This is a genomic window from Butyrivibrio sp. (assembly GCF_017940685.1).
In the GTDB taxonomy this organism is placed as follows: domain Bacteria; phylum Bacillota; class Clostridia; order Lachnospirales; family Lachnospiraceae; genus Butyrivibrio.
The window spans coordinates 1-26451 of record NZ_JAGAYD010000106.1 but is presented as its reverse complement, the minus strand read 5'-3'; the positions used below and the strand labels follow the sequence as shown (position 1 = coordinate 26451).

Annotated in this window: 19 protein-coding genes and 1 pseudogene; 15 read left to right on the top strand and 5 right to left on the bottom strand. The window is 41.2% G+C overall.

Translation table 11 applies throughout. The features are described from left to right. Positions 1-8: 8 nt before the first annotated feature. On the bottom strand, positions 9-1031 hold the full coding sequence (locus J6I68_RS06860; RefSeq protein ID WP_292218812.1) for a LacI family DNA-binding transcriptional regulator: 1023 nt from the start codon (positions 1029-1031) through the stop codon (positions 9-11). A gap of 3 nt (positions 1032-1034) precedes the next feature. Continuing rightward, on the bottom strand, positions 1035-2453 hold the full coding sequence (gene uxaC, locus J6I68_RS06855) for a glucuronate isomerase (RefSeq protein WP_292218809.1): 1419 nt from the start codon (positions 2451-2453) through the stop codon (positions 1035-1037). 185 nt (positions 2454-2638) lie between these two features. Between uxaC and J6I68_RS06850 the strand changes: the two genes are divergently transcribed. The 9 genes from J6I68_RS06850 to J6I68_RS06810 all read left to right on the top strand — a co-directional run bounded on the left by J6I68_RS06850 (position 2639) and on the right by J6I68_RS06810 (position 15157). Continuing rightward, positions 2639-4141 (top strand): UxaA family hydrolase, encoded by a 1503-nt coding sequence (locus J6I68_RS06850; RefSeq protein WP_292218807.1) that lies wholly within the window; start codon positions 2639-2641, stop codon positions 4139-4141. A gap of 336 nt (positions 4142-4477) precedes the next feature. Next, positions 4478-6154: a hypothetical protein gene (locus J6I68_RS06845; RefSeq protein WP_292218804.1), complete on the top strand. Its 1677-nt coding sequence runs from the start codon at positions 4478-4480 to the stop codon at positions 6152-6154. A gap of 154 nt (positions 6155-6308) precedes the next feature. Next, positions 6309-7259, top strand: coding sequence for an ABC transporter permease (locus tag J6I68_RS06840; protein ID WP_292218802.1), 951 nt, complete (start codon positions 6309-6311; stop codon positions 7257-7259). An 11-nt stretch (positions 7260-7270) separates the two neighbouring features. Beyond that, positions 7271-8137: a carbohydrate ABC transporter permease gene (locus tag J6I68_RS06835; protein ID WP_292218800.1), complete on the top strand. Its 867-nt coding sequence runs from the start codon at positions 7271-7273 to the stop codon at positions 8135-8137. A gap of 76 nt (positions 8138-8213) precedes the next feature. After that, complete coding sequence (locus J6I68_RS06830; protein WP_292218798.1) at positions 8214-8936, top strand: rhamnogalacturonan acetylesterase; 723 nt, start codon at positions 8214-8216, stop codon at positions 8934-8936. 12 nt (positions 8937-8948) lie between these two features. After that, a complete protein-coding gene (locus J6I68_RS06825) occupies positions 8949-10580 on the top strand; it encodes a glycoside hydrolase family 43 protein (RefSeq protein ID WP_292218796.1) in 1632 nt (543 codons plus the stop codon). An 18-nt stretch (positions 10581-10598) separates the two neighbouring features. Then, entirely contained in the window at positions 10599-12539 is a 1941-nt protein-coding gene (locus tag J6I68_RS06820; protein WP_292218794.1) for a family 43 glycosylhydrolase, read from the top strand. A gap of 3 nt (positions 12540-12542) precedes the next feature. Further along, positions 12543-14318 (top strand): ABC transporter ATP-binding protein, encoded by a 1776-nt coding sequence (locus J6I68_RS06815; RefSeq protein ID WP_292218792.1) that lies wholly within the window; start codon positions 12543-12545, stop codon positions 14316-14318. Further along, on the top strand, positions 14315-15157 hold the full coding sequence (locus tag J6I68_RS06810) for a sugar phosphate isomerase/epimerase family protein (protein ID WP_330622442.1): 843 nt from the start codon (positions 14315-14317) through the stop codon (positions 15155-15157). Before J6I68_RS06815 ends, J6I68_RS06810 begins: the two co-directional genes overlap by 4 nt. A 35-nt stretch (positions 15158-15192) precedes the next feature. Here J6I68_RS06810 and J6I68_RS06805 read toward each other — a convergent pair whose 3' ends face one another. Both J6I68_RS06805 and J6I68_RS06800 read right to left on the bottom strand, forming a co-directional pair. Continuing rightward, the gene (locus J6I68_RS06805; RefSeq protein ID WP_292218790.1) at positions 15193-17304 is read right to left on the bottom strand and encodes a hypothetical protein; all 2112 of its coding nucleotides are present in this window, start codon (positions 17302-17304) and stop codon (positions 15193-15195) included. A 72-nt stretch (positions 17305-17376) separates the two neighbouring features. Further along, positions 17377-18630 (bottom strand): tRNA(Met) cytidine acetate ligase, encoded by a 1254-nt coding sequence (locus J6I68_RS06800; protein WP_292218787.1) that lies wholly within the window; start codon positions 18628-18630, stop codon positions 17377-17379. 109 nt (positions 18631-18739) lie between these two features. Here J6I68_RS06800 and J6I68_RS06795 point away from each other — a divergent pair, with 109 nt between their 5' ends. After that, on the top strand, positions 18740-19933 hold the full coding sequence (locus J6I68_RS06795; protein WP_292218784.1) for an acetate/propionate family kinase: 1194 nt from the start codon (positions 18740-18742) through the stop codon (positions 19931-19933). A gap of 107 nt (positions 19934-20040) precedes the next feature. On the opposite strand, the gene J6I68_RS06790 is transcribed toward J6I68_RS06795, so the two are convergent. Then, positions 20041-20685, bottom strand: a complete 645-nt coding sequence (locus tag J6I68_RS06790) for an RpiB/LacA/LacB family sugar-phosphate isomerase (RefSeq protein ID WP_292218781.1) — start codon at positions 20683-20685, stop codon at positions 20041-20043. Between the two features lie 222 nt (positions 20686-20907). On the opposite strand from J6I68_RS06790, the gene J6I68_RS06785 reads away from it, so the two are divergent. The 5 genes and pseudogenes from J6I68_RS06785 to J6I68_RS06765 form a co-directional block, all read left to right on the top strand. Then, positions 20908-22314, top strand: coding sequence for a tetratricopeptide repeat protein (locus J6I68_RS06785; protein WP_292218779.1), 1407 nt, complete (start codon positions 20908-20910; stop codon positions 22312-22314). A gap of 11 nt (positions 22315-22325) precedes the next feature. After that, entirely contained in the window at positions 22326-22991 is a 666-nt protein-coding gene (locus J6I68_RS06780) for a thiamine diphosphokinase (protein ID WP_292218777.1), read from the top strand. After that, positions 22988-24157, top strand: coding sequence for a cation diffusion facilitator family transporter (locus J6I68_RS06775; RefSeq protein ID WP_292218775.1), 1170 nt, complete (start codon positions 22988-22990; stop codon positions 24155-24157). Before J6I68_RS06780 ends, J6I68_RS06775 begins: the two co-directional genes overlap by 4 nt. 18 nt (positions 24158-24175) lie before the next feature. Further along, a complete protein-coding gene (locus J6I68_RS06770) occupies positions 24176-25867 on the top strand; it encodes a DUF4153 domain-containing protein (RefSeq protein ID WP_292218772.1) in 1692 nt (563 codons plus the stop codon). A 111-nt stretch (positions 25868-25978) separates the two neighbouring features. After that, positions 25979-26451: pseudogene (locus tag J6I68_RS06765) on the top strand (2,3-bisphosphoglycerate-independent phosphoglycerate mutase); the annotation flags it as partial.

Genomic DNA, 26451 nt, shown 5'->3' with positions numbered 1-26451 from the left:
TTATGTTATTAAAAACTGGTTGATCCTCTCTTAATAAGTTCGCCTGAAAAAATAGTCTTTTGAGGCATCTCATTCTGAGAGAGTGTACCGATCAGAGTCTTAACAAGCTGTATGCACATATCTTCAAGCCTGTTGTCTATGGAAGATAGCTCTGGCTCTGAGCAATGGGCCAAAATTGAGTTGTTGTAGCCAACAATCTGAAGCTCTGAAGGAACCTTGATATGATTGGTCCTTGCATAGTTCATTGCTCCAATCGCAAGGAAATCATCGCTTGTTACGATTCCATCAAACTTAACGCCCTTCTTGGTGATGGCTTCCACAAAGCTCTTAACACCATCAATGTCCTCGTGACTTCCTTTAAAGCACTGCATCAGCTCTTTTTTTAGAGAAATGTCATGTGTTAAAAGAGCATTCTGATAGCCTGCAAGCTTTTTAAGTCCTGAATATGAATTGGAGTTATAGAGATAAAGGATATTCTTAACTCCGCTAAGAAGCATCTGCTCAGTTGCATCCTGAGTGGCCTTGTAGTCATCACAGAGAGTGCAGTAGACATTGTTGCAGTCAAAGTCAGCATTAAGCAGCATAATTGGCACCTGGCTTGCTGCATCCCTGACATACTGGTTGTCTTCAGGATTATTCAGGATAAAGTTTGAGCCGATCATTACTACAGCATCAACATGCTGAGACAATAGGAGATTTAAGGACTCTTTTTTTCCGGAGAGCTCGTATCCTGTGCATCCAAGGACAGAGTGGTAACCATTCTCGCGAAGGTTCTGCTCGATAAAATAAATAGCCTTGGCAAGATAAAGATCGGATGCATCAGCGCAGAGAATACCAATGGTCTTCATTGAATTAAGACCAAGTCCTCTTGCGAATGCATTGGGCTTATATCCATATTGCTCAATAATGTCCATGACTTTCTTACGGGTCTTGGGTTTAACATTGGCGCTTCCGTTAAGTACACGGGAGACTGTGGCAATTGAAACACCAGCCTTTTTAGAAATGTCATAGATAGTCATCTGATTGCTCATAAATTATCTCGTTTCTAATGGGAATTTGAAGTATCTTACTGCGTTGTTGTATGAAATATCTTTTACGATCTCACCAAGAACAGGAAGCTCTTCCTCTGGGAACTCACCATTTTCAACAAGAGATCCAAGGTAATTGCAAAGGATCCTTCTGAAGTAGTCGTGTCTTGTGTAAGATGTAAAGCTTCTTGAATCAGTCAGCATTCCAACAAAACCTGAGAGGTTACCGGACTCAGCTACGCACTCAAGCTGCTGTTCCATACCAAGTTTGGTATCATTGAACCACCATGCGCTTCCCTGCTGAATCTTGGCAACTGTTGGAGCCTCATTAAATGCGTTAAGGGTAGTGTTGATGATCTTGTTATCGTTAGGGTTAAGGCTGTAAAGGATAGTCTTAGGAAGAGAACCTTTTTTGTGGAGTGCATCAAGGAAATCAGCAAGCTCACCCATTGGATAGTAAGCATCAATTGTATCGAATCCTGTGTCAGGACCGAGCTTTTCGTACATAGGAGTGTTGTTGTCTCTTTTACAACCAAAGTGAAGCTGCATTACCCAGTCTCTCTTTGAGATTTCTTCACCTTCAAAGAGCATAAATGCTGTCTGGAATTTCAAATCTTCTTCATAAGAGAGTGCCTCTCCAGAAAGTCTCTTTTTAAAGATTGCTTCGATCTCATCGTCAGAAGCAGGGCGGTACATAACATACTCAAGAGCATGGTCTGTTACGTTGCAGCCTTTTTCAGCGAAGTAATCAAGTCTTACTCTGAGAGCCTTCTTAAGGGCGTCAAAAGAGTCAATATTTACACCACTTACTTCTGAAAGAGTCTTGATATATGATGTGAATTCAGGCTTTGAAATGTTCTTGGCTTTGTCAGGTCTCCATGCTGGAAGAACCTTAACATCAAAAGAAGTATCAGCCTTGATCTTGTCGTGCCACTCAAGGGTATCAACAGGATCATCTGTTGTGCAGATAAGAGTTACATTAGACATCTTTATGAGCTTTCTTACGCTCATATCAGGAGACTGAAGAACTTTGTTGCAAAGCTCATAAACTTCCTCAGCTGTTCTGGAATTAAGAACGCCTTCATATCCAAAATACTTGCGAAGCTCAAGGTGTGCCCAGTGGTAAAGAGGATTACCAACAGCCTTCTCAAGGCACTTTGCAAACATAAGGAACTTCTCTTTATCAGAAGCATCGCCTGTCATGTACTTTTCATCAAGGCCAAATGCACGCATAAGACGCCACTTGTAATGGTCTCCCCCGAGCCAAACCTGAGTTATGGTGTCAAAATGACGATCCTCAGCTATTTCCTTAGGACTGATGTGACAGTGGTAGTCAAGGATTGGCATGTTCTCTGAATAATCATGGTACAAAACCTTGGCAGCTTCTGTCTGTAGAAGAAAATCTCTGTCCATAAATTTTTTCATTGCTATACCCTCCACATAATATATTTATGAAAGCATTTTCATATTTTTTTCAAATTGTATTATACAAGAGCCCAGAGCCAAATACAATAGAAAAATTCGTTGACTTGGCGACACATTGAATATATGATTTTATTGTAAACGCTTACAGCTAATCGAGTTTTTTTGTTTTAGAAGGGGTAGGTTATATGAGTAGATTTTTACAGATCCATCCACAGGACAATGTTGTTGTATGTCTTGAAGAGGTAAAAAAAGGTGAGAGCTTAAATATTTCAGGCAGCGAGACAGTAACTGCAGCAGATGACATTCCTGCAGGCCACAAGATCGCCATAAAGGATATCAAAAGCGGTTCAGATATAATTAAATACGGCTATGCTATTGGCCATGCCACAGAGGATATCACTGTGGGAAGATGGGTGCATACCCACGATATCAAGACCAATCTTGAGGGTATCCTTGATTACAAGTACAATCCGGATACAGCTGATATTGAAAAGAAAATATCCCAGATGGCAACTAAAAAGGGAACCTTTAAGGGATTTGTAAGGTCAAATGGCAAGGTTGGTATTAGAAACGAGATCTGGATCATTCCAACAGTTGGATGTGTAAACAACATAGCTACAGCCCTTGCCAAGGAAGCCAATGCCTGCATCAAGGGAAGTGTAGATGAAGTTGTAGCATTTACACACAACTACGGCTGTTCTCAGACTGGAGACGACCAGGAGCATACAAGAACGATCCTTTCAGATCTGATCAATCATCCAAATGCAGGCGGAGTACTGGTTCTGGGACTTGGCTGTGAAAACAGCAACATCGATGTGCTGATGCCTTATATAGGTAGCTATGATGAGAAGAGGGTTAAGTTCCTTGTGTGCCAGAAATCCGACGATGAAATGGAAGATGGAATGAACCTTCTTAAGGAGCTGATCGAAGAGGCTTCCAGGGATGAAAGGCAGGATGCTGACCTTTCTAAGCTTGTTATTGGACTTAAGTGCGGAGGAAGTGATGGATTTTCAGGAATTACAGCTAATCCGCTTATTGGCCGCATCTCCGACAGGATCATTGAGTATGGTGGAACATCAATACTTACAGAAGTTCCTGAGATGTTTGGTGCTGAAACAATCCTTATGAACAGGTGTAAGGATGAAAAGACATTTAATGACACTGTAAATATGATAAATGGCTTCAAGGAATACTTTACCAAGCAGGGAGAGCCTATTTACGAGAATCCTTCTCCTGGAAACAAGGCAGGCGGTATTACAACCCTTGAGGATAAGTCCCTTGGCTGCACACAGAAATCTGGTGACTATCCGGTAATGAATGTCATGGAATATGGAGAGAGAACTGACGTAACAGGTCTTAACCTTCTTTGTGCTCCAGGCAACGATCTCTGCGCAGCAACAGCTCTTGCCAGTGCAGGTGCCCAGATTGTTTTATTTACCACAGGTAGAGGAACACCTTTTGCCTGCCCGGTTCCTACTATGAAAATTGCAAGTAATAACACAATTGCATCAAAAAAGTCAGGCTGGATCGACTTTTGTGCCGGACAGATACTGGACGGAAGAACATTCGAAGAGCTTACAGATGAACTCTTTGAAAAAATTGTAAGAACAGCATCAGGAGAGAAGCTTAAGAGTGAAATTGCAGGCTTCCATGACATGGCAATTTGGAAGAGGGGTGTAACTCTGTAAAAAGCCCCTTGACAAATCTTATAAAAGACAACTACCCATATGTACATATTGACCAACAGGATCCTATGAAGTTTTGGTAACTGTTGGTCATTTTTTTGTGATTTTTGGATTTTAGACATAGTTTATTAAAAATTTATTGTTAATTTTTGATATGTAAGAGCTTTCTAAAATGCCTTAAAAACGGCATTTGTGGGAAAATGATGACAAGATTGTTACAAATCCTACAAAATTCGTACTTGCAAAGGGTTTTAAGACATGATACAGTACGTACATAGGTAAGTGAAAACGCTTACATTTTTCTTTCAAAACTAATTCATAGGGAGGAAACGAATTACAATGAAAAAGAAAGTCTTATCATTACTTCTTTCAACAGCAATGGTAGCTTCTTTAGCAGCTTGCGGATCTGCAGCTGACACAGGAAGCACAGACACAGGAAGCACAGACACACAGTCATCTGACACTTCAGCTCAGTCAGGTGATGCTGCTGCTACAGAGACAGCAGACGCTGCAGCAGAGGACTACGAGCTTACAGACCTCTACATCACAGTAGACGGAACTCTTACAGCTAACGTTGACAACGGACAGGACGCATTCGTTGAGCAGTGGGAAGCAGCTGTATCAGAGAAGCTCGGACATGACATCAAACTTCACATCAACCAGCCTGAGCACTCTGGCTACAAGGACAACGTAGCTCAGCTCCTTACAACAGGTCAGCCTGGTGATGGACAGTATCCTGATGCTCTTATCATGAGTGCAACAATGTACAAGCAGTATCAGACAACAGGAATCCTTTGGAACATGGCAGACGCTTATGAGAACGCTGAGTTCCAGTCAAGGATTACACTTCCTTCAATCAATGAGAACATGAAGACAGCAAACGGCGAGCTTTATGCATTTGCTCCTACATATGGTAACGGATGTGTTACTTATGTTAAGCAGTCATGGCTTGATGCAGCTGGTCTTAAGATTGAAGACATCAAGACATTCGATGACTATTACAACATGCTTAAGGCATTCACAAAGGATGGCCAGACAGGTGTTATCGCAGCAGGCTTTGGTAAGCTTGACGAGGCTCCATACATCAACTACATGCCAGAGTTCTGGCAGGGCGCATACCCAGCAATCTATCAGAAGGATGGACAGTGGGTTGACGGCTTCCAGGAGCAGGCTACAATCGATGCTCTTAACAGACTTGCACAGGGCTACGCTGATGGCGTAATCGATAAGGATACAGAGGAAGCAACAACTAAGGTTGCTCGTGAGAAATGGTTCTCAAACGACCAGACAACATCTGAAGGTGTATTCACATACTGGGCTGGAACATGGCTTAGAACACTTACAGATAACCTTGACAAGAACGACGTAGATTCAGATCTTGGTGATGACAGACTCGTTCAGCTTCCTCCTATCAAGGAGATCAAGGATACATGGGGCGGATACCTCAACCGTGAGGCTCCTGTATGGGTAATCACAGATGACGGCGACGGAAACGACGCTCGTGAGCAGGCTATCTTCGATGCACTTATCGAGACAATGCTTGACGGCGACAAGGTTCAGACACTTTGGACATATGGTGCTGAGGATGTTCACTGGTCAACACACGCTGAGTCATTCACAACTAACCCTGATGATCCTGAGAAGAAGAAGGATTACGAGTATGCAGAGGGTGAGTTCCACCTTAAGCAGTCTCCTAACGATCCTAACGCTGTATGGAAGAAGAATCACCTCGATCCAGTACTTGTAATTGCACCTCTTACAAACGGCTTCGTTGATAGCGATCCACTTGTAACAGCAGGCAACAAGTTCTTCACAGAGAACTGTGTAGACGCACCTCAGTCTCCTTCATCAGAGACACTTACAGAGGTTGAGGCTGATCTTGCAACAGACAAGACAACATACCTTAACAACGTAGTAGCTGGCAAGATGACAGCAGAGGATGCAATCGCTGACTACCAGTCAAAGTGGGGCGATACAATCAACACAATTCTTGAAGAGCTCAACAGCGCTGAGTAATTTCTGTTTTTTGTTCTTTCTTAAAAATTTCTTATAAACTATGTGGGCACCGCAGCAGCGGTGCCCATGTAGAACTAAAAATCTTTTTTCGCTTTACGATCAACAAACAATCAACAAACAAAAATCCAAGTTCAAAAATGAATGGGGCAAGAGAATGAGTAAAACACAAAAGGTTACGTCCACAGGGCAAACTCTCAATAAGAAACCACTTGGAATGAGAATCTGGAACCACAGAGGCTTCTATTTGATGTTTCTTCCTGTACTGATTTATGTGCTGATAGTTTACTATTGGCCTATGCTGGGTGTTAGATATGCTTTCTATGACTACACCTTAAAGAAAATTGAATTCGTTGGCCTTAAGCACTTTACCAAGATGTTTTCGGATGCAGACTTCTGGAAGGCCTTTATCAATACATTGGAGTTGTCTATTATAAAGCTCCTGATAACTACAGGTACTGCCGTAATTGTTTCTGTATTCATCAATGAGATGGCAAATCTGTTTGCTAAAAAGGTATTGCAAACAGTTATCTACCTTCCTCACTTTATGTCATGGACAGTTACAGCTGCTATCTTCACACTGTTCCTTTCCACATCTTCAACAGGTTTTGTTAATGAGACTTTGAAGAACTGGGGATGGATAAAAGAGAGCATCGACTTCATGCACGAGACAGCTCTTTGGAGACCTGTTTACTACCTTGTAAATATTTGGAAGGAAACCGGTTGGGGAACTGTCATCTTCCTGGCAACTCTTTCAGGTATCAATCCTGAGCTTTACGAGGCAGCTGATATTGACGGTGCTACAAGACTTCAGAAGATCTGGTATGTAACAGTTCCTGAACTTTTAAATACCATCATCATCGTACTGATCCTCAACCTTGCTAAGGTTCTTAACCTGTTTGAGTCAGTATTCGTTATGTACAATAACCGTGTATTTGAGGTATCTGACGTTATCTCTACATACATCTACCGTAAGACCTTTATGACAGCTATTCCAAACTATGGTTATTCAACTGCGGTTGGTCTTTTCAAATCAATTGTAGGATGCGCACTTGTTCTTATCTGCAACAGAGCTAGTAAGAAAGTACGCGGACATGGAATCATTTAAGGAGGCTGACGATGGCAAAAAGAGTAGAATTTGCAGCTGGTCGTAAGAAAAAGACCGATGCATTTGACATAGTAAACTACATAGTATTTATTTTGATCGGACTTATAGTACTTGTTCCTATCTGGAAGGTAGTAGTTGATTCCTTTAACGCAGTTGGTGTTTACAAATTCCAGCTGTTCCCAAATGAGCCTACTTTAGACGGATATCGTACTATTATCCATACATCCAAGCTTTATCAGCCATTTGTAAACTCAGTTGTTACAACTATCCTTGGAACACTCCTTGGACTTGTAATGAGTACTTTGGGAGGCTATGTACTTTCTCAGTATGATATGCCAGGAAGAAATGCCCTTGCGTATTTCCTTCTTTTCACAATGATCTTCTCAGGTGGTATGATCCCTGAGTACCTGGTTATGAAACAGCTTGGTCTTGTTAACAAGATGTGGATCCTGGTTGTAAAACACGGTATGAATGTTTATAACCTGGTTCTTATGAGAAACTTCTTTGAAGGTATTCCGGGATCACTGTTTGAAGCAGCAAAGATTGATGGATGTTCTCCAATGGGAATCTTCTTCAGGATCGTGCTTCCTCTTTCAAAGGCAGCTCTTGCATCAATCGGACTTATGTTTGCTGTAACAGTATGGAACGACTATTCAACAGTTCAGATTTATATTACAAACCGTGATCAGGTTAACTTCCAGTATATCCTGAGAGTTATGGTCATGGATGGTGACACGCCAACGACGGCATATAAGGTATCTCAGAGTACTCTCTATTACTCAGCTATCGTTTGTGCAATTCTTCCTTTCATGCTTCTGTATCCTTTCCTTCAGAAGTACTTTGTAAAGGGTGTTAATGTTGGTGCTGTAAAAGAGTAATTGTCAATTTAAATGATAAGCCGCTTAGGTACCTAAGCGGCTATTATTTTGAAAAGATGTAATTTAGGAGTTTGTTATGAGACATATTTTCTGGGCAGGAGATTCAACAGTTGCCTGCAATAAGTTTAATACATATCCTCAGACTGGAATTGCTCAGGCTTTTGACAGATACACAAAAGAAGATGTGGTCATAGTAAACCATGCAGTCAACGGCAGGAGCACCAAGAGCTTTATTGATGAGAGTAGGCTATCTGCTATTTACAATGACATAACTGAAGGTGATTACCTTTTTATCCAGTTTGGCCACAATGATGAAAAGATAAAAGACCCCACAAGATACACTGACCCCCACGGTGAGTTTATCGTAAATCTTGGGAAATTTGTAAATGTAGCGAGAAATAAGAAAGCATATCCAGTGTTTATTACATCTGTTGAGAGAAGGCTCTTTGATGAAGAGGGAAAGCTTAAGCCTTCAGAGCATACAGAGTACGTAAAGGGTATGAAGGAGGCTGGAGAAAAGTTTAATGTCCCGGTGGTGGATCTTTTTACTATGAGCCGAAGCTTTCTTGAAAAATGCGGAGATGAAGAATCCAGAAAGTACTACATGAATCTTAAAGAAGGTGAAGCTAAGTGGGCTCCTGAAGGACTTACTGACAATTCCCATCTTAAGTACGAGGGAGCAATGCTGTATGCGGGAATGATAGCAAAGGGACTTGTGGATCTTGGAGACCACTATGAGAGCCTTATTGCGGATAAGGTTATTCTTGATGGTTCCATGAACATAGAAACAAATGGTTAAGGTGGTAGGAATATGAGATTATCAGATCTTGGAAATGGCAGATTTAGAAATCCTGTGCTTTTTGCAGATTACAGCGACCCTGACGTAATAAGAGTCGGTGATACTTTTTACATGACTGCCAGTAGCTTCAACTACACACCAGGCCTTCCAATCCTTATATCAAAAGACCTGGTAAACTGGGAGATTGTCAATTATGCACTGGATAACATCAAAGAGGAAAGATATGATATCCCAAGGCATTCGGAAGGAGTCTGGGCTCCGGCAATAAGATTTCATGACGATATGTTTTATATTTACTATGGAATGCCTGACGAAGGCTACTACGTAGTAAGAACTAAAGATCCCCTTGGTAAGTGGGATGAGCCGGTTTGCGTTCTTACGGGAAAGGGACTTATAGATCCCTGTCCCTTCTGGGATGATGATGGAAAAGCCTATATTGTACATGGCTATGCTAAGAGCAGGATCGGGTTTAAGAGCATTCTTGGAATCTTTGAAATGAGTCCTGATGGACTTAAAGCTATTTCAGAAGATCATTTCATTTTTGATGGTAATGACCCAAAACATCCTGCAGTTACAATTGAAGGCCCCAAGATCTATAAAAGAGATGGATATTATTATATCTGGGCTCCAGCGGGAGGTGTAAGACCTGGATACCAGGTTGTGCTTAGAAGCCGTGATATTCATGGCCCTTACGAGATAAGGACAGTATTAGACCAGGGCGGCAGCGTTATAAATGGACCTCATCAGGGAGCCCTTGTAGATACTGAGGATGGGAAAGAGTATTTCCTGCATTTTCAGGACAGAGGTCTCTACGGCAGGATATGCCACCTTCAGCCGGTTTCCTGGAAGGATGAATGGCCGGTAGTTGGAGACGATAAAACTGGAACCGGCTGCGGAGAACCGGTTTATGAGATGGATATTCCTGTGAAAAGAGATGCTGGCTATGAGAGGACATATCTATCTTCATCAGATGACTTTGAAGGCGGAAAATATGGACTTATGTGGCAGTGGCTTGGAAACCACAATAGCTCTTTTTATGGGAAGACTGATAAAGAAAATGGGCTTCGTCTGTATGCTCTTAATCTTTCAAAGGATAGTGAGCCAGTCATTTGGAAAAGTTCAAATGTTCTTACTCAGAAGATAATATATCCGCTTTTTGACTGTGACATAAGCTTTAGTATCTCAGGACTTAAGGATGGAGACAGGGCAGGGGTGTGCATGACAGGAGGGCAGTATATCACAGCCTATGTCGAAAGAACAAATGGCGATCTTGAGCTTAAGGTTGCAAAGTCCTTTGGCGGCGACAGTGATAAAAAAGAAGAAGTCCTTAGCTCTTTTGCACTTAAAGATGTTCTTCAGGATCCTGAAGATATAAGTATCAGGATGAGATTTGGATATGATGAAGAAGTAAGCGGAGTGGACCTTTACTATCAGGATGTAAATGTTCCATACGGCGGAAAGAATCCTCATCTATCCATGGAGCTGGTCCTGCCTGATGGCAGCTTAAAGGACCTTTCTGTGAACTTTGAACCATTAGATCACACCTGGGTAGGCGCCAAGATCGGCATATTTGCACTTTCAAAAAATGCAGGTAAGGATCCAGGCTTTGCTGATTTTCACTATGTGACTGTAAATGAATTGTAAAGAGCTTTCGGGGGAAATATGGAACAATTCCAAAAGAAAAGACTTGCTTCATATATTGATGAAAAGGACCTGGGGAAAGTAAGGCAGATCCTTATAGATGACCCTAACCTGATTGATGCCGACCTGTTTTTTGCAGCGGCTAAAACAGGAGACTTGCCACTTGTAAGGTATCTTGTTGAGTACTCAAGGATAAGCCTTAATGAATATGATAGTGACCACAGACATGTTCTTTTTTACGCTTCCATGTCGGGGAATCTGGAACTATTCAGATATCTTGTAGAAAAGTGCGGTATGGACCCTCTTGAGGGAGACAAGGACCTTATCACCTGCTGGGATATTGTTCATGAAAGTTTTCCAGAGATTGATAAGTATCTGGAATATAGATTTGAGGCAAAATATGAGGACTTTTACAAAAATCCCATAAGATCAGGCTTTTTCCCGGATCCTTCCATCTGCAGAGTTGGAAGTGACTACTACATGGTAAATTCTTCCTTTATCTTTTTTCCATGTATTCCCATATCCCACTCAAAGGACCTTGTTCATTGGGAAATAATCGGTCATGCCATCACTGATCCAAAGTGGGCTTATCTTGATAAGCTGGAAGGTGGACGAGGCTACTGGGCTCCTGATATTTCTTACCATGATGGAAGATTTTATATTACAGCAACCTACAGGCTAAACGATGTTCCACCGGTGTACAGGCGCCAGATCGTGGTATCTTCAGACAAGCCACAGGGCCCTTACACAGAGCCTGTATTCATAGACGAAGATGGCATCGATCCCAGTATTTTTAATGACGATGACGGGAAAAGATATATGCTCCTAAACAGAGGAGCCAGGATATTTGAGCTTGATAAGACTGCAACCAAAAAGATATCTGACGCGACACTTTTGTTTTATGGGGACCATAAGAGAGCTCCTGAGGGCCCCCATCTTTATAAAAAGGATGGCTATTACTACCTTTTGGAGGCAGAGGGCGGAACAGGCCCAGGCCACAGGGTGACAGTTTCCAGGTCAAAAGAGCTTTTTGGCGAATATACGCCTTGCCCTTATAACCCCATAATGACGCAGAAGGACGATACAGCAGCCATTCAAAGATGTGGGCATGGGGATCTTGTGGATACTCCCGACGGCAGATGGTACATGGTATATCTTTGCGGCAGGATGATAGGAGATGGATACAGCGTTTTAGGAAGAGAAACAGCACTTGATCCTGTCACCTGGACGCCTGATGGCTGGCCTATAGTTAATGATCTTAAGGGACCGTCTGCTATGCAGAAAAAGCCATTTCCAGAAATTGAAGATGCTGAAAATAAGGACACGTCCGAGATTTCGCCCTGCGGATTATTTTTGGATCACATGACACCAAGACCTTTTGAAGATGGTGCAGTTAAATGCAGTGTGACTTATGAAAATGGAACAGCTATAAGAAGCTATGCTATAAGGGGTAGCAGACATGCGCTTTCAAAAGTGGAAAGCAGAAATATTGTGCTAAGAAGGCAGACCTCTTTTAAATTCAGATATAGCGTTATCTTAGATATTCCGCAAATGCATGAAGGGCAGAGCGCTGGAATAACAGGTTACTACGATGAGAATACTTTTTTCGAGTTTGGAATAATGAAAAAAGAAGGCGGCATTTATGTTTACTCAAATGAGCATATTGGCAATCAGGACAAGACTTTGAGTAGTGATGCTGCAATACCTGAAGATACAGAAGCAATCTGCTTTAACATGAATACGGATTACTTTACAAGGGTGCTGTCATATAGTACCTTGAGTAGTGGAAAAACCAGTCCTGCAAAGATACATGTAACACTTGAGAATGTAAATTATCTTTGTGATGAGGGACTTAAAAAGGGCAAGAGATTTACAGGTGCGCTTGTTGGCATGTATGCAGTCAGGGATACACATGAACTTACAGCAATCTTTCATCATGAAAAGTACGAGGATTTAATATAAAACATGGCAAATACTAATCTTGATACATCAGTATATTTTGAAAGCTATGAAAAACACAAAGGAAAGCCCTTGATGATACTTATTGGGCTGTATAAAGGAATGTATTCCAATTTCTTCTGGTCCACATTCTTTTATATTATTAAGCACAGCCCTGTGTGGGTTCTTCCAATAGTGACTGCTAACATCATAAACAGCGTCACAAATGCTGATCCCAATGTTTACAGGATAATTGCCCTGGATGCTGCTTTGATGGTATTTCTTTTGATACTAAACGTCCCAATGAACCAGCTTCATATTCACTTTAGGAGCAGGGCTGTAAGGAAAGTTGAGGCGGGGCTTAGAAGCGCACTTGTTCATAAGATTCAGGTGCTGTCCATACCACATCAAAAAGAGATGCTCTCAGGAAGACTTCAGTCCAAGATCATAAGGGATGTGGAGTCCGTGGAGACGCTTTCAGACCAGCTTTTTGTCTCACTTATCAATATATTTATAAATGTAATAGTTGCCCTTTCTGTAACAATTTCAAAGAGCATCATTGTGTTTTTGTTTTTCCTGTTTACTGTTCCCATCGCTGCTGTTTTGGTTGTTAGCTTCAAAAAACCGATAAAAAAGCACAATCAGAAGTTTAGGAAAGAGATGGAAGAAACCAGCGCCAAGGTTATGGAGATGGTGCAGCTGGTTCCTGTAACAAGGGCCCACGGCCTTGAAAATGAAGAGATAAACAGGATGGATACCCAGGTGGATCTTATTGCTCAGGCAGGATATTCTCTGGATATCATTCAGGGACAGTTTGGAGCTGTCAGCTGGGCTATTTTCCAGATCGCTCAGGTTCTGTGCCTTACATTTACCGCTGTTTTATCAGTAACAGGAAAGGTTCAGGTTGGAGATGTTGTTCTGTATCAGAGCTACTTTACAACGATCGTAGGCCAGATTTCATCTCTTTTAACACTTCTTCCAATAATTTCAAAGGGCCTTGAGTCAGTTACAAGTATTGGTGAGATACTGGAATCTCCCTATGTTGAAGATACAGAAGGCAAAAGCGATATTGGTCCATTAAAGGGAGAGTTTGATTTTGAAAACATCGGCTATGCTTACCCTGACAGCCAGGATGAGATCATTTCAGGGCTTACTTTCCACGTTGAGCCTGGAGAGACTGTCGCCTTTGTGGGCGAGTCTGGGGCAGGAAAGAGTACCATCATGAATCTTCTTGTTGGCTTTGGAATGCCATCAAGTGGAAGGCTTCTTATTGATGGCAGGGACATAAAAGACATAAGCCTTCAGAGCTACAGAAGACAGCTTGCAGTGGTTCCTCAGAACACTATACTTTTTTCAGGAACAATAAGAGATAATATACTTTATGGAACTAATGATATATCTGAGGAAAAGCTTTCGCAGGTTATAGAAGAAGCCGGACTTAAAAGCGTTATAGACAAGCTCCCTGCTGGCCTTGATACTGTAGTAGGAGAGCACGGCGATAAGCTATCCGGAGGACAAAAACAAAGGATATCTATAGCAAGAGCTCTTATAAGAAATCCAAAGGTTATCCTGCTTGATGAGGCTACATCAGCTCTTGATGCTATCTCAGAAAAAGAAGTAAGCTACGCCCTTGACCATATTTCAAGCAAATGTACAACCTTCATTGTGGCCCACAGACTTGCAACTATAGAAAAGGCTGACAAGATAATCGTTATAGATAATGGCACCATTGCTGAGGTTGGAAGCTTTAAAGAACTCATGGATAAAAAAGGAATATTCTACAGAATGGAGATGACAAAATGATGCAATTGGGAATAAGATTTCACGACACAAAAGAAATTCCATTTGAAGACAGACTTAAAAGTATCAAAGAGCAGGGCTTTGACTGTGTTCATATAGCTCTTTCAAAGGTACCGGGCTTTACTGCTGATACAGACGCACTAAATCCCGGTTATGCAATGTATTTAAGAAATGCTTTCAGAAAGGCTGACCTGGATGTGGCAGTTCTTGGCTGCTATCTGAATCTTGCAAATCCCAATAAAGAAGCCCTTAAAAAGACCCAGGAGAAGTACTTTGCGCACCTTCGATTTGCCAGCATCCTTGGATGCGGAATGGTGGGAACAGAAACTGGCGCTCCAAATGAAGCTTACTCCTATGACAAGGAGGCCTGCCATTCAAAAGAGGCTTTGGAGACCTTTATCACAGGCTTAAAGCCTGTTGTAAAGTGCGCAGAAAGTATGGGAGTAATAATTGCCATTGAGCCAGTGTACAGGCACATAGTTTACGATGCAAAAAGGGCAAGAGAGGTACTTGACAGGATCAAGTCACCAAATCTTCAGATAATATTTGATCCTGTAAATCTTCTTTGGACCGACAACTATGAAAACAGATATGAAGTTATTGATGAGGCAATAGACCTTCTGGGGAAGGATATCGCCATGATACACCTTAAGGATTCCATACTTATGGAGGATAGCGTAAAGAGTGTTGGATGCGGATTTGGAGAAATGAAATATGACAGCATCATAAAATTCGCTCTTGAGAAAAAGCCTTTTATCCATGCTACTTTAGAAGATACCAAGCCTGAAACAGCACAGGAGTCTTTAAAGTGCATAAAAGATGTGATAACTTCCTTATCATAAAAAATATGCCCCTGACTTAAGGTCAGGGGCTATTCTTATTTCTGCAGGTGTTCAAGCTGCCTTGTGAGAACTTCGGGAACTGCAATCTCATCTTTTTTTAGCTTGTGTATAGCGTTGCTTACAGGCTTGGCAACATTGTTTATGTGAGCTGCGTAGTGGTTTATGAGCTCAGTGTACTGCGGATTGTCACCTAGCTTTTCTCTTACTTCCTTTGAGAAAGGACAGAATGTAAACAGTATTTCTCTTGCAACTTTATTGAGTCTTGGTGAACTGTTTGACTCAAATTTGATATAAGCAAGATAATCGGCAATAAAGACATTTTTGTAGTTGTTTGAGAACTTTTTAAGGTCTGTTCTTAGTTTTTCTTTGTTCTCAGAAGACAGGGCAGAGTTCTTTTTAAAGAACTGAAGATAATCGCAGTACATTGAAGTAAGGGATGGATCTGTGACATCGTTCCAGTGTACGCCCTGTACTGTCTTGCACATTTCCCACCTGAACTCACCAAAGAGCTTTATCATTGACTCTTCAGTATTTTCTGTGTTGAAGATAGATACGATCATCCTTGCCTTGGTTCTTCTGTTTTTGCCATCTATTTCCTGCCAGAGACTTGCTCTGCTTCCTACATTTGGCATCAAGATCATGTAAGGGGTTATATCATCGTCATAGTAGAGCTGTGTGATCCCAATTTCAGGATCAGAAAATACAGCCTGTCTGCAAAAAACACTGTAATCAATGGATCTTATCTTTTCGAAGTAGCTGTTTACCTTGCTTGATGTAAGGTAAGCCATATCGAGAGGACGAAGTACGTTTTGGGAATCAAATACAGGAACAAAGGACGAGATTCTTCCAAAGGTCATCCTGTTACCAAGGGAAAAGAGATTATGGATCTCAAATTCCAGTCGCTTCATGGAATTGTTCATCATAGCTTCCATTTGGACTTCGTTTATCGATCCACTTGTTTTCTGCTCCCTTAGGTAAGTGGGCCAGTCCTGATCAAATTCGTTCTTGGATGGATCGGCTTCAAGCATATAGATCTTTTTGAGCCATTCATATAATAAAAGAACATTTCCATCAGGATCAGGAGTGTAGGACCTTGCCATGTTGCAAAGGATGGTAGTGTTTTTTTCTCCTGCCAGTTCTTCATCAACAAAACCAAACATAAAGAACATCTTGAGCTCTATGGGCAGGTTTTCATCTGTAAGACTTTTTAAAAAGCACGGAGTGAAGATCTCATAAAAAGTAGTGGTAATATTTCTTCTAAGTGCTCTTGCTTCATCGGAAGAGTCATATCTGTTTTCGTTAGCTTTAAATTCAGATATATGTTCTTCGAATTTAGCAGCTGTTTCAGGTGGAACAGCAGAGTAAGCCAAAATAGTTGTAAGGGCATTGACGATGGTAGTAGTTGGTTCTCCGCCAGATTCTGATCTCTCAAGGTCATCGAGCTTAGCCCTTATCATTTTCATGGTCTGTCTAAAGGCAGTAGCCTTTTTACTCAGGTTTTTTCTATAGGCGTTGATTTCCTGAACATCCTCTGAAAGTCCATTGTAAATGGTAAAAGAAGTCATTACCATTCCAACAGCTATGTCCATGCTTAAGGGATAGAAGACCTTTTTTAGCGGCGCTTCATTGTCTTTTAGACTTCGGCAATAATTGATTGCCCACTCAGGGATCCTTCTGGGCTTCTCAGGAGCTATTATTTCATCCATTTCCGGAAATTGCTTTTCGGGCTCGCCAACCTTAATGCAAAGGCTTGGATAATCAGCGTAGTCCGCCATAAGCTGTTCATATTCACCAAGGGCAATGTCATATTCCTGGTCAAAGACAGCACAAACAGAAGAAGCGCTGCTTATAGCAGTGCTTGCCAGAATGGGAGCTATCTTTGGATTGCTTCGGATAATGTTTGGGATATCGTCTAAAGATTCAAATGGATAGGAATAGACAGCAGTCTCCTCTAAAGCTTCATAGGTATAGATATAGGGCTTTCCCGGTTTTTCAACAGCTCCGGCAAAACCACCTACTGTAAGAGTTATATCTGTGTTTGTGTTGGATACTTTTAATGAACCTTTTATGATGACTTCAATGGAATTAACTTCATCAGTGCCCGCTTTGTGAAGTATCTGACCTTTTTCAAGTTTAAGAATGCCCATACGACCTCCATGACGATATAATCACCTAATATATATGGTATTACGTTCAGAGGCATACTTCAAGCATTATAATCACAATACAATCTGTTTTAGACTGTATTCTGAAGAAATTCCATTGCAGGAGAGTGCGTTATATATCTGGCTGGCTGTCAGGGTTTCATCAAATAACCTCTTTTGAAGAGGAGACAGCATCTTGTCAGCGTCTTTAAGCCTGTTGAGAACAGGTATTGAACCGTTTTCAGCTATGACCTTTAAAAGGTCAGAGGAAGCGGACTTAAGGGCAAGAACCCTGGCGTAGGCAGTGAAGTCGTCTTCCTTGTACTCTTTCATATTTTCTTCTGTGATATTAAGAAGAATGTGCATAAGACATCTGCTGATCCTGGTATGCACAAGATTTTTGGTTTTTAAGAGGTTGCAGAAAGAGCTGTAACCGTCAATGTGATCTACATTTGAAACGATCCTGTTGGAAATATCTCTGGTGACATCAAGGTATCTGGTGTAACCTTCAGTTTTTTCAAGTATGAGCTTGTACTCCAAAAGAGCAGAGTAGTCGTTACTTTGCATAAATCTGCCTTCATAACAGGAGATCGATTCAATGGCAGTTCTTGGCATTACACCATCAAGGATAAATGGGGCGTTAAGTTTTACTCTGTCATTAAGACCTGAAAGGAGCCTTGCTCTTATGCCCGCAGCTGAAGGAATGCTGCCAAGCTCTTCACTGTGGAAAGGCCTGCCAACGCGCTGTACTGCATAGGGGGTTATAAAGCGGTTTTTCTTGTTAAGTGCCCTTAGATATTCAATTCCCAGTATGGTATTGGGAGAGGACAACATATCTTCGTATTCTGCCTGATCATAGCCTTTTGAGGTGCTTTTAAGCTGCTCGTTAAGCGCTTTTGCCCTTGCGGCAGGAAAAGAAAGCCCGTCTTTTAAACAGGTGCTCAGAACATCCTTGTAAACTGGAGGCTCATTTGAAATGATATCAGATATTTCATAAAGCTTATTTACATCCGGAAATTCACTGCCAAAGCAAAGATAGTCAATGCATCCAAGACCTGAAAGAATGGAGATTGCGCCCTTTGCAAAATACTCAGCACTTCCGAGGCTGTAATAGACTGGAAGCTCAATAACAAGGTCAGCTCCCAGGTTTACGGCGCACTTTGCTCTTGTAAATTTATCGATAATAGCAGGTGCTCCCCGCTGAACGTAATCACCACTCATGACCACAACGACTCTGTCTGCATGGAGATCTTTTTTGCATTTGTCGATGAGGTATTTATGGCCGTTATGGAAAGGATTAAACTCAGCAATTATACCGATTGTTTTCATTTTTCAGCACCTTTTGTACAATTTTTTCCTTGTTATTAAATTATAATATAAAGTATCATAGTGGTGGAAGTTTTTTGAAATACTCAAATTGGAAAAGAGGAATATTTAAATGAAAGTTTTAGTTATCAACTGTGGAAGTTCTTCACTTAAGTTTCAGCTTATCGATTCTGACTCTGAGGCAGTTATCTGCAAGGGCCTTTGCGAAAGGATCGGAATTGATGGAAGCCAGATCGTCTACACTCCAAGCGGAAAAGATAAGATCACAAAGGTAACTCCAATGCCAGATCATAACAGAGCAATTGAGCTTGTTATTGAGGCTCTTACCAACAAGGAAGATGGCGTTGTATCCCTTGATGAGATCGGAGCTGTAGGTCATCGTATCGTTCACGGCGGAGAGAAGTTCACAAAGTCTGTTGTTATCACAGATGAAGTTATTAAGGCTATTGAAGAGGTTTCAGACCTTGCGCCTCTTCACAACCCAGCTAACCTTATTGGTATCAGAGCCTGTCAGAAGGCTATGCCAGGTGTTCCTATGGTGGCTGTATTTGACACAGCATTCCATCAGACAATGCCACAGGAGGCTTATCTTTATGGACTTCCATATTCATACTATGAGAAGTATGGTATCAGAAGATATGGATTCCATGGAACAAGCCACTCTTATGTAAGCAAGAGAGCTGCAGAGATCCTTGGTAAAGATGCAAAGGACCTTAATATTATTGTATGCCACCTTGGAAACGGCGCTTCTGTATCTGCTGTTAAGGGCGGAGAGTGCGTTGATACATCAATGGGTCTTACTCCTCTTGAAGGACTTATCATGGGAACCAGAACAGGAGATATCGATCCTTCAGTTGTAGAGTTCATTATGAAAAAAGAGAATTCTACAGTTGCAGATGTAACAAATCTCCTCAACAAGAAATCCGGCGTATTCGGTCTTTCTGATGAGCTTTCATCTGACTTTAGAGACCTTGAGGATGCTTATGTAAAGGGCCATGCAGGAGCTAAGAGAGCAGTAGATGCTTTTGCTTACAGAGTTCTTAAATACATTGGTGCGTATGTGGCTGCTATGGGAAGCGTAGATGCAATCTGCTTCACAGCTGGTGTTGGTGAGAACAGCGGATTTGTAAGAAAGCTTATCTGCGAAAGATTATCATTTATTGGAGCTACTTTGAACGAAGAGGCCAATAAGGTTCGTGGAAAAGAGCAGATCATCTCTGGAGATGACAGCAAGGTTACACTTATGGTAGTTCCTACCAATGAAGAGCTTGCTATTGCAAGAGACACATATGCTCTTTGCAAATAATTCATTTAAATCATTAAAGTAAGTAATTAAAAAGCACATTTCAAATGCAATAAGCAAATGAAATGTGCTTTTTTGATGCCATTAACATGGCCAAATGGGTAATATAATTATGCGCCAAGGATCTCGTGTACACATGCCTTGATAGCATCGTCTTTGCAGTTGGCATCGAAGTACTCAAGGAAGTGCTCACCCTTAAAGGCACCCTTTACAAGGTCCTTGTCAAGACTCTTTAAGATGGTTGGAACATCCTGTACAAGGGTCTTCTTTCTTACTTCATCAAGGATCTTTTTGTTGCGCTGTTCAGGAACTGCTCTTTCTCTTGGGTAACCCTGTCCGCTCTCTTCTGAGAAGAGCTTTTCAAAGCTGTACTCCAGATTGAGCTCTGCGCCCCAGCCTGACTTAAGAGCAAAGTTCATGGCGATCGCATTGCCATCGTTAACCTGAGCGAATGTGTAAGCGTCAAGCGGATCAGTTACGTGTCCGCAGATAACGCCTGGGAAGCTGTTACATGCAAGCATTGCACCTTCACCAGTTCCGCAGCCTGTAACTACGTAGTCGGCAGCGCCGGAATTTAAAAGAACGCAGGCAAGAATACCGTTCTGAACGTATGTAAGCTGTGCCTCATCGTCAGCAGAGTACATACCGTAGTTAAATACTTCAAAGCCGTGCTGGTCAGCAACTTTCTTAAGGGCTTTATAGATCATTTCGTTCTTGGCAGCCTGGCTGTTTTCGTTAATAAGAGCAATTTTCATTAACCTATACCTCCATTGTTATAATAAAGTACTTATTTCTGTAATAATTCTATATTTCTGCCCGGTCATTGTCTAGGAATTAAAGGCGATTGTGCGCTTTTTTCAAGGTTTTATTCAATCCTGAAACATGTTAATTAAATCTTAATTTTTAGCTTTAATGGAAGATGATTTCGTGGTATACTATCACAGGTTTATTTTTTGTTTTTTAAAGGGATAAGAGAATTGAGTACTGCAAGAACTACAGGCTATAGAACCTCTGACAGGAGCTATAGCAGAAACGTAAAACTGAAAAAAAGAAAGAAAAGAAGCAGAGTAAATTTAAGGAGAATCGGTATCATAGCTGCAACCACGCTTGTGGCTGCTACAGCTGGATATGTGATCTACAACCATCTTCCGGTAGTTAAGGTCAATAAGGCTATTGCTGCAGGAGACAAGTATTCTCAGGATGCAGATTATCAGGCTGCCATCGATTCATACGCAGAGGCAATAGAGATAGACAGCCATTCTGTCACTGCTTATAGCAATATGGCTGGAGCATATCTTAGCATTGATGACTATGAATCAGCCAAGCAGACATTATACAATGGGTTCATGGAAACCGAGAACGAAGGCCTTTTGGACAATTATCATGCTGTTATCATGAATGAGGCAGTCAAGGTGATCAATGACCAGCAGGCTGATATGAGTACTGTGCTTGCTATTGAGAAGGTCCTTTCTGAAGATAACACTAACAGCGACGCAATTGGGCTCCTTGATTCCGCTTATTCAAGGGTATTTGATGACGCGTACAGCTATGATGTAAATGCACTTTTCAGACCTGACAGTGTCAGTAGTACTGAAGGTAGTGCCAAGTTCTCATATGCGGAGTATGAGGCGTTTATAAAAGAGCTTTTGTCAATTTACAGTGCTTCACCAAGTGATGAATTAAAAGAGGTCATCCTTAAATATGCTACGCCTTCAGAGATTTCTTTTACAATCTCTGTTTCAGATGCTGCAAGCTACAATGATCTTCTGGCAACTATTGAGAGCACAGTTTCAGGAAGCGATTCCATAACTTCCATGAGAGAGTGCTTAACTAATGCTTCTGATGTCCTTGGAATCTTTAGTGGCATCTTCGAGCAGCTCGATGTTGGAAACGTTGATGAGCTTAGAAGCTTTGTTGTTTCAGATGAGTATCTTGCTTTAAGAGATATTTTCCTCAAAGATGAGCCAACTCCTCAGGAGAACACCACTTACGTACCTATCAGCAGAGAGGCCATCATCCTCAATAACAATGAGGGACAGTGGTCCTACAGATTCCTTAATTTTGAAGAGAACCCTTCTACAGATGGTGTTATAACCCTTTGGGCTAATTTCTTTGAAGATGACGGCGTTCAGAGGAATGCTATTTCCTATGAACCTAAGTCTATAGAAGATAACTATTATCCACACACCAAGTACTCTGTTACTTACCTGTACAGCTATATCACATCTGGCAAGGCTACCAAGGTACCCAAGATGAACTACAGGCTTGATACCACAGTTACTACTCAGGATGGCGATCAGATTGAGACCATCGTAGGTGACTGGGGCGGTGAGAATGAGTGGACAATGGATATTGAAACGATCGAGTCAAGGATAAAGGCATAAGCGGGACTTTTATGGAACCAAAGTGCGTTATTATATCTGCAGGCAGTTTTCCTAATATTGAAATAGACCTACGGGAAGGGGATCTGTGTATCGCCTGCGATGCTGGTTTTAAATATGCTCAGCAGCTTGGGATACTTCCAGATCTCATCGTCGGAGATTTTGATTCTGCAAAAGAAGCAGGCCCTGACGTCACCAGGGGAATAGAAGAGATAGCTTTAAGTGACCCTGACAGGATCATTAAACTTGAAGTAAAAAAGGACGACACTGACACGCTTCGAGCCGTTAAGATTGGACTTTCAAAGGGCTACAAAAAATTCTATCTTTACGGCGCTTTGGGTGGCAGCCGTCTTGATCACTCTCTGGCCAACATACAGACTCTTTTGTTTATCAAAAGAAATGGTGGCACAGGATATATAATGACTGCGGATACCATGCTGATGGTTGCTGAAAATGAGACCATTCATTTCCACAGAGGAAATACTGGTATGATTTCAGTCTTTTCACTGTCAGAGATGTCAAAAGGTGTGACCCTTAAAGGACTTATGTACAGTCTGGATAAGGCTACTCTGACCAATGATTTTCCGCTTGGCGTTAGTAATGAATTTATCATCGACGAGGAGGCAGAGATCACCGTAGAGGATGGAACGCTTTTGATAACGGTGTTCTGGGGACAATGATCAGTTTTCTTGCGAGATTTTTTATTAAAGATCATAAACAGGTGGATTCACCTATTGTAAGGCAAAGCTATGGAATGCTCAGCGGAGCGTTTGGCATTGCCTTTAATATTATTCTGGTCATTTTCAAGATGATCGCAGGAGTACTTAGTGGCTCCATTGCGGTATTTTCAGATGCCTTAAACAATCTGTCTGATGTTACATCTTCTGTTGTTACCCTTATTTTCTTTAAGCTTTCCGGAAGAGATGCTGATGAGGAACATCCCTTTGGCCATGGAAGGCTTGAATACGTAGCCGGGCTTATAGTTTCACTTCTTATCATTATTATGGCAGTGGAACTTCTAAACGGTTCTATTATGAAGATCATTCACCCTGAGGACGTAGAGCTTTCTTTTGTCATTGTTCTTATTCTTGTGGTTTCCATTTTTATCAAGTTTATAATGTTTGCTTCATATCTGCAGACAGCGAAACTGATAGACAGTGCTACGATCAGGTCTGCAGCCATGGACTCTTTGTCTGACGTACTTTCAACCAGCATCGTTTTGGTTTCTCTTATCGTTTTTGAAGTTACAAAAATAAACGTAGATGGTTACGCAGGTATAGTGGTGGCTCTGTTTATCTTCAAAACAGGCATAGACGCCGCAAAGGATACGATAAATCCACTTCTGGGAGAACCTCCAAGCAGAGAATTCTTAAGGGAAATAGAAAAAACGGTGCTCGCGCATGAATGTGTGCTAGGAGTACACGACATTGTGGTCCACAATTATGGACCCAGCAGAGTAATGATGTCTCTTCATGTGGAAGTTCCCTCTGATGAGAATCTCATTACTATACACGACATCATTGACGAGATAGAAAAAGAGCTTCGGCAAAAATACCATTGCACTGCCGTTATCCATATGGATCCTGTAGACAGCAGTGATTCAGAAGCTATGGCTATAAAGAACTGGCTTACTCTGAACATTGAAGAAATCGATCCATCTATTAAGTTCCATGACCTTAGACTTGTAAGAAAAGAAGGGGAGAAGCCTATCGTGGAGTTTGATCTGGAAGTGCCTTACAGGTATAAGATGGCTGATGATGAACTTGTTAAGCTTTTAGAGAACAGGCTTAAGGAGATCGGTGATGGATATAGCTACGATATAACGGTAGATAAAAAAGAAAAATAATCTGGGGAGATTAAAAGTATGTTGTGGGTAAATAAGTTAAAAAATGATCTTAAGGGTGTTCTCAAGGAACATCCTTTATCTGTTACTGTATTTTTTGTAGCCTGTGTCATAGCAGGAATACATGAGGATTTTTATATTGGAGATATCCTTAAATTTCTCTTTATATTTCTGTTTTTGATAACCCCCTGTTTTTTAGCTGTGGAGACAGGACATTTCTCATTAAAAGAGCTAAATATCAAGAAGACGATACCGTATCTTATTACGATCATCTTTTCCTGCGTGTTGAGTGCTGTCTATGCCTTTTTAATATCATTTAAATACGATGAAGCGGTACATAAAAATGGAAGTCTTTATGTTCCATATACATACATCACAAGGCTTGTGATAGTATATTTGGTCATTTCCATTGCCTTTAGCATTTACAGGATGTATAGAGAATGTGGCCTTTCTCTTGAACAGTACAGCGTAAGGGCGTTTCTTGGTGTGGTTAAGGCAGGATTTTTATATGGAGTATTAGCTGTAGGAAGTCTTCTTCTTATATACGCATTTAATGCACTGTTGTTTAATATCCCGGTAGAAACGCTTATCGAACTTGCTATTCTTGGAGCAGTTCTTTTTCCAGGAGTTATCATTGGACTTTCAAAGGTATCAGAGAGCCTTGGCAGGTTTTCAAAAGTGCTTATGGGCTATGTACTGCCTGCAATAGTGGCCATAGCATGTCTTATTGTGTATATCTATATTATCAAGATAATCGTTGTAAGGACTATGCCTTCAAATGAAGCGTTTTCCATTATGACAGGTATATTTGTTGCGGGGCTTTTTATCTGGACAACAGCCCAGGGCTGCACAGAAGATCCTTTGCACAAGTACCTTTTGTTTTTCCCAATTGTCTTTTCACCATTTATAGTTGTTCAGATAATATGTCTATCCATGAGGATAAGGCAGTATGGCATAACAAACAGCAGGTACCTTGGAATACTGCTCATTGTTTTTGAGATCGTATATGTGGCATATTATGGAGTTTGCAGAATTAAGGGCAGGGGAGTAGGCAGATTTTTGTTTGTGATGATCACAGCGCCTTTTATTATCTACTATCTGATCCCCGGTATCAATGCGTACTCGGCGATTACAAATTCACAGTCAAAGGTAATTGAAAGATATCTTGATGCTTCAGCAAAAGGCGAGGAAACCTCGGATTTCAAGTCAGCCAAGTCTGCTTTATACTCTATAAAAACTCAGGGAAGCATTGAAGGCATGAGATATGTAGAAAAGCTGAAGGGAAAGTACTCTCAGGAACTTATTGAGTCCATAAACACTATTGGCTATGAAGTAAATTTTGACGAGGGAGTAAAAACTGTAATTTATGCAAATATCAGTAATCCTGTGGTAAAGATAGAAGGATATAAATACCTCAAAAATGCGGATATATCCATATATGACAGTGAAACAGATCCTACCAAGGTCCCTGTATATGAGCACTATGACAGGGAAAAGCCTCTTGGAACAGTCAATATAAAGGATATGGTCCTTGAGCTTAAAAAGCTGGAGGAAGAGGATGCTGGTTTTGAAGAAAAGGGAAAAGTTCTCGATAAAGTAATACCTCTTGAAAATGGAGCGGGACTATATATCTATGATCTGGACACTGAAGTGACAGAGGATGGGCTTTTGGATTCAATAAGTTATAGCGGCTATTACCTCTACAATGAGTAATTATAAAGGTTTTGTTAAATGCTTGTCATTTAGCCTGCCTATGAGATATACTATGCAAGGAAATTGTAATAATTGTTTTAAGCTTATAGCTTGGAATGGAGGATATAAATAATGAGAGGTTCAAAACCTACAGTTCTTTTAATACTTGATGGATATGGGATCAACGAGAACCCTGAGGGAAATGCCATCGCAATGGCCAAGACTCCTGTTATGGACGGCCTTATGAAGGATTACCCTTTTGTAAAGGGATATGCTTCAGGACTTGCTGTTGGTCTTCCTGATGGCCAGATGGGTAACTCAGAGGTTGGTCATATGAATATGGGCGCCGGCAGAATTGTTTACCAGGAGCTTACAAGAATTACCAAGTCTATCGAAGATGGTGATTTCTTTACCAATGAAGGCCTTATGTGCGCTATAAACAACTGTAAGGAAAAAGACAGTGCGCTTCATATGTACGGTCTTGTTTCTGACGGCGGTGTACACAGCCACATCACACATATCTATGGCCTTTTAGAGCTTGCTAAAAAGAATGGCCTTAAGAAGGTATATGTTCATTGCTTCCTTGACGGAAGAGATACACCACC

Bases quoted from the DNA above. Each gene is read 5' to 3' on its own strand.
- J6I68_RS06860 (WP_292218812.1), bottom strand. From the start codon at position 1,031: ATGAGCAATCAGATGACTATCTATGACATTTCTAAAAAGGCTGGTGTT.
- uxaC (WP_292218809.1), bottom strand. From the start codon at position 2,453: ATGAAAAAATTTATGGACAGAGATTTTCTTCTACAGACAGAAGCTGCC.
- J6I68_RS06850 (WP_292218807.1), top strand. From the start codon at position 2,639: ATGAGTAGATTTTTACAGATCCATCCACAGGACAATGTTGTTGTATGT.
- J6I68_RS06845 (WP_292218804.1), top strand. From the start codon at position 4,478: ATGAAAAAGAAAGTCTTATCATTACTTCTTTCAACAGCAATGGTAGCT.
- J6I68_RS06840 (WP_292218802.1), top strand. From the start codon at position 6,309: ATGAGTAAAACACAAAAGGTTACGTCCACAGGGCAAACTCTCAATAAG.
- J6I68_RS06835 (WP_292218800.1), top strand. From the start codon at position 7,271: ATGGCAAAAAGAGTAGAATTTGCAGCTGGTCGTAAGAAAAAGACCGAT.
- J6I68_RS06830 (WP_292218798.1), top strand. From the start codon at position 8,214: ATGAGACATATTTTCTGGGCAGGAGATTCAACAGTTGCCTGCAATAAG.
- J6I68_RS06825 (WP_292218796.1), top strand. From the start codon at position 8,949: ATGAGATTATCAGATCTTGGAAATGGCAGATTTAGAAATCCTGTGCTT.
- J6I68_RS06820 (WP_292218794.1), top strand. From the start codon at position 10,599: ATGGAACAATTCCAAAAGAAAAGACTTGCTTCATATATTGATGAAAAG.
- J6I68_RS06815 (WP_292218792.1), top strand. From the start codon at position 12,543: ATGGCAAATACTAATCTTGATACATCAGTATATTTTGAAAGCTATGAA.
- J6I68_RS06810 (WP_330622442.1), top strand. From the start codon at position 14,315: ATGATGCAATTGGGAATAAGATTTCACGACACAAAAGAAATTCCATTT.
- J6I68_RS06805 (WP_292218790.1), bottom strand. From the start codon at position 17,304: ATGGGCATTCTTAAACTTGAAAAAGGTCAGATACTTCACAAAGCGGGC.
- J6I68_RS06800 (WP_292218787.1), bottom strand. From the start codon at position 18,630: ATGAAAACAATCGGTATAATTGCTGAGTTTAATCCTTTCCATAACGGC.
- J6I68_RS06795 (WP_292218784.1), top strand. From the start codon at position 18,740: ATGAAAGTTTTAGTTATCAACTGTGGAAGTTCTTCACTTAAGTTTCAG.
- J6I68_RS06790 (WP_292218781.1), bottom strand. From the start codon at position 20,685: ATGAAAATTGCTCTTATTAACGAAAACAGCCAGGCTGCCAAGAACGAA.
- J6I68_RS06780 (WP_292218777.1), top strand. From the start codon at position 22,326: ATGGAACCAAAGTGCGTTATTATATCTGCAGGCAGTTTTCCTAATATT.
- J6I68_RS06775 (WP_292218775.1), top strand. From the start codon at position 22,988: ATGATCAGTTTTCTTGCGAGATTTTTTATTAAAGATCATAAACAGGTG.
- J6I68_RS06770 (WP_292218772.1), top strand. From the start codon at position 24,176: ATGTTGTGGGTAAATAAGTTAAAAAATGATCTTAAGGGTGTTCTCAAG.